The 3,703-nt window shown below is 62.3% G+C and carries 2 protein-coding genes and 1 pseudogene; 1 reads left to right on the plus strand and 2 read right to left on the minus strand.

What is annotated here, in order from left to right:
- Positions 1-210: pseudogene (locus HX774_RS08830) on the minus strand (pyrimidine 5'-nucleotidase); the annotation flags it as partial.
- Positions 207-1,136, minus strand: coding sequence for an acetylglutamate kinase (argB, locus tag HX774_RS08835; RefSeq protein ID WP_178826081.1), 930 nt, complete (start codon positions 1,134-1,136; stop codon positions 207-209). The gene argB and the pseudogene HX774_RS08830, both read right to left, overlap by 4 nt.
- A gap of 127 nt (positions 1,137-1,263) precedes the next feature.
- Between argB and HX774_RS08840 the strand changes: the two genes are divergently transcribed.
- Complete coding sequence (locus HX774_RS08840; RefSeq protein WP_178826083.1) at positions 1,264-3,477, plus strand: AGE family epimerase/isomerase; 2,214 nt, start codon at positions 1,264-1,266, stop codon at positions 3,475-3,477.
- Positions 3,478-3,703: the final 226 nt, after the last annotated feature.

Below are 3,703 nucleotides of genomic sequence, written 5' to 3' on the forward strand. Positions count from 1 at the left end.
GCCGCGCTGGACGCTGAGCGCTTCCGCTGACTCCAGCCCCGAGGTCCGCACCACATACTGATTGATGCGCTGCTCGACCTGTTTCAGGAACAGGCTTTCCGGCGGGTAGAGGGTGTTGTCGAGGTCGAACACCCAGGACCGGACGTGGCGCAGGTCGGCGCCGATCTCGGTGGTCGCCGCCAGAGGCTGAGTGGTCGCTTCCGCCGTCACTGGGCCTTCACCAGCGTGCCCGCCCCGAACTCGGTGAACAGCTCGACCAGCATGGCGTGGGGCCGGCGCCCGTCCAGGATGACCACGGCCTCGACGCCCGCGCGGACGGCGGCCATGGCTGTCTCCAGCTTGGGAATCATGCCGCCGTTGGCGACGCCGGTGTCGATCAGGGTCTGCGCCTCTTCCAGGTTCATCTGGCGGATGATCTCGCCGTCCGCGCCCTTCACGCCCGCCACGTCGGTCAGCAACAGCATCCGCTTGGCGCCCAGCGATCCAGCGATGGCGCCCGCCACTGTGTCGGCGTTGACGTTGTAGGTCATGCCGTCCTCGGCCACCCCGATGGGAGCGATGACCGGCACCCAGTCCTCGGTTTCCGAGGCGATCAGGCCCTTGATCAGCTTGGGATCGACCTTGGTCGGCTCGCCGACGAAGCCCAGATCGACCTCGTGCTCGATCATGCTGTCGGGGTCGCGCTTGGTGCGCATCGTCTTCTCGACGGTCAGCAGGCCGGCGTCCTTGCCTGACAGGCCGACGCCGCGCACGTCCGCTTCCTTGCCGGCGACGGTGATCCAGTGGGCGATCTCTTTGTTCACAGCACCCGACAGGACCATTTCGGCCACTTGCATAGTGTCGCGGTCGGTCACGCGCAGGCCGTCGACGAAGGCCGACTTCACGCCCGCCTTGTCCAGCATAGCGCTGATCTGCGGCCCGCCGCCGTGGACCACCACGGGGTTCACGCCCATCAGTTTCAGCAGCACCACGTCAGCGGCGAACTGTTTCGCCACGGCGCTCTCGCCCATGGCGTGGCCGCCGTATTTGATGACCACGGTCTCGCGATCATAGACCTGGATATAGGGCAGGGCCTCGGCGAGCGTCTTCGCCGTCTCCCAGCTGCGTTCTTCGGATTGCCGTTCGGTCTCTTTCATGATGGGCGCTCGATAGCGGCGAAGGCCGTGCGAGTCACGACAGTACCGATGGCAAGGTTATGAAACGCGCAGCGATTGTAGCCAAAACAACCCTTTCAATCGAAGGGAAGTCGGCTATCCAAGGACCATGGCTCTCTATCCTGTGATTATGTGCGGCGGTGCAGGAACCCGGCTTTGGCCGGCTTCTCGTCCGTCGCGTCCCAAACAATTCATCGCCCTAGCGGGGAACCGCTCGCTGTTTCAGGAGACCGTGCTGCGGGCGGCTCCGCTGGTGGCGGACGGGGGGTGCCTCGTGGTGGTCGGCGGTGTCGATCACAAGGCTTGGATCATGGAGCAACTGGAGCAGATCGAGATCGACGCTCAAGTGCTGCTTGAGCCAGAAGCGCGCGATTCGGCGGCTGCAATGGCGGCCGCTGCTGTCTGGACTCATGATCGCGATCCTGAAGGAATCAACGCCTTTTTCGCGTCGGATCACCATATTCCTGACCATAAGGGTTTCAGGTCTGCGGTGATGTCAGCGGCGGATGGGGCGCGTAATTCGCGTATTGTCACCTTGGGTGTAAAGCCTACAGAGCCGTCTCCGGCCTATGGTTATATCGCGCCTACTGGACGGGGGCTGGGGCCTATCGCTGCTTTCGTGGAAAAGCCCGATCAGGCAATGGCGCGGCGATATATCCGTGATGGTTTTCTTTGGAACAGCGGCAATTTCATCGTGTCTGCCGATGTGCTTCTTTCTGAACTCAGGGCGCATGCGCCAGCAGTGGAAAGCGCCGCACGCACCGCCGTTGCGACGGCCAGCCGGGGGGCTGTCTCTGTACTGGGCGACGCGTTCCGACAGGCGCCTAAGGTGTCCATCGACTACGCGGTCATGGAGAAGACGCGGTTGGCCTCGGTCCTAGAAGTCGATTTCAGTTGGTCTGACCTCGGCGCCTGGGACGCGATCGCCGCCAGTGGCGAGGGGCAGGTCGGCGGCCATATCTTCGAGGATTCTGAAGGGTGTCTTGCGCGCGCTGCAGATGGGATGCTGGTGGCGGCGATTGGAGTTCGAAATCTGGCGATTATCGCTGAGCGCGATGCGGTGCTTGTGTGCGACTTGAGCCGGTCGCAAGATGTGAAAAAGGTGGTTGACCGCATCCGTCATTCTTCGCCTCAACATGTGGATTTTAGTCGCCGCTCTGAAGAAGGATTGGAAGTCGGCGCTCGACGACTGAAGGACTGGCTGCGTTGTCGGGCTCTGCCGCTCTGGTCAACCCTGGGGCAGAACGAGAGTGGCGCGTTTGCCGAGGCTCTGTCGCTGGATGCGCGTCGTGTGGAGATGCCGAGGCGAGCTCGTGTGCAGGCGCGGCAAGTTTACGTCTTTGCGCAGGCGGGTTTGATGGGCTGGGAAGGGGCGTGGCCTCGTGTCGTAAGAACCGGCCTGGCGAGTTTGGATGCGGATTTCATTCGCCACGACGGTCTCATGCGCACCTTGCTGTGCGCAGAGGGGCGTCCGCTGGACGAGACGGTCATGATTTATGATCAGGCCTTCTTGCTTCTGGCCTTGGCCACAGCCTTGAAGGCCGATATCGGGGGCGTTGAGGCGCATGCGCGCGGCGCTGCAATCCGCGATCAGTTAATGACGCGCGCGACCTCAAATGGCGCTCTTAGCGAGGCGGGAGAGCGACCTTACCAGTCCAACGCCCATATGCACCTGCTGGAAGCGGCTCTCGCATGGGAGGAGGTGAGCGACGATCCGGCTTGGCGCGACTTGGCGGATAGGGTCGTTAACTTGGCGCGTACGACTTTTATCGATGCAGTCTCGGGGCGTCTGCGGGAGTTCTTTGATAGCGCCTGGTCAGCGGCGCCAGGAGATGACGGGCGTCTGATTGAGCCTGGGCACCAGTTCGAATGGGCTTGGCTGATAGCGCGTTATGCCAGGCTTCGCGGCGATGCTTCGGCAATGACGGTGGCTCAAGGCCTCTATGCGGCTGGGCGGGAAGGGATCAGTGAGCGTCATCATGTGGCGGTGAACGCCCTGAATGATGATGGTTCCGTGCGTATCGCCCGCGCGCGCCTCTGGCCGCAAACGGAGTGGTTAAAGAGCGCTCTGATCATGGCCGATGGGGCTGTTGGGCGCGAACGTGCAGTTTACATGGAAGACGCCGCCAAGGCGCTGAGGGCGTTATGGCTCTATTTGACGCCGGAAGGTCTGTGGCACGATACGCGGCTGCCGACTGGCGGCTTCATTGAAGAAGCCGCCCCGGCCAGTTCTCTCTATCACATCATCTCAGCTTTTGATGAGCTGATGAGGAGCATCCCCTTTTCTGCGGAGGGGCAGGGAGCGTCGACAGCCTTGTGTTAACGTGTGTCCCTCTTTTGTTAGGTTTGTGTAGCGGGCAGGCCACGGTGGAGTTGCAACCTTCGGTAAAGCTGCCGTTTGCGGCTCGACCCCCAACGGCAACGCTGGTAAGGGGTTAGCTAGACGACGTGTCCGTCGTCCTCGAACAACAGAATCTCGGAGGGCCGCATATATGCGCGTCAAGAGTTTGATCCTGGCTTCCAGCGCGGCGGCGGCTCTGGCCCTGTCG

Origin of the sequence: Brevundimonas sp. P7753 (genome assembly GCF_013386595.1) — a bacterium.
GTDB lineage: Bacteria > Pseudomonadota > Alphaproteobacteria > Caulobacterales > Caulobacteraceae > Brevundimonas > Brevundimonas bullata.

Coding starts and splice junctions, on each gene's coding strand:
- argB (WP_178826081.1), bottom strand. CDS start 1,136: ATGAAAGAGACCGAACGGCAATCCGAAGAACGCAGCTGGGAGACGGCG.
- HX774_RS08840 (WP_178826083.1), top strand. CDS start 1,264: ATGGCTCTCTATCCTGTGATTATGTGCGGCGGTGCAGGAACCCGGCTT.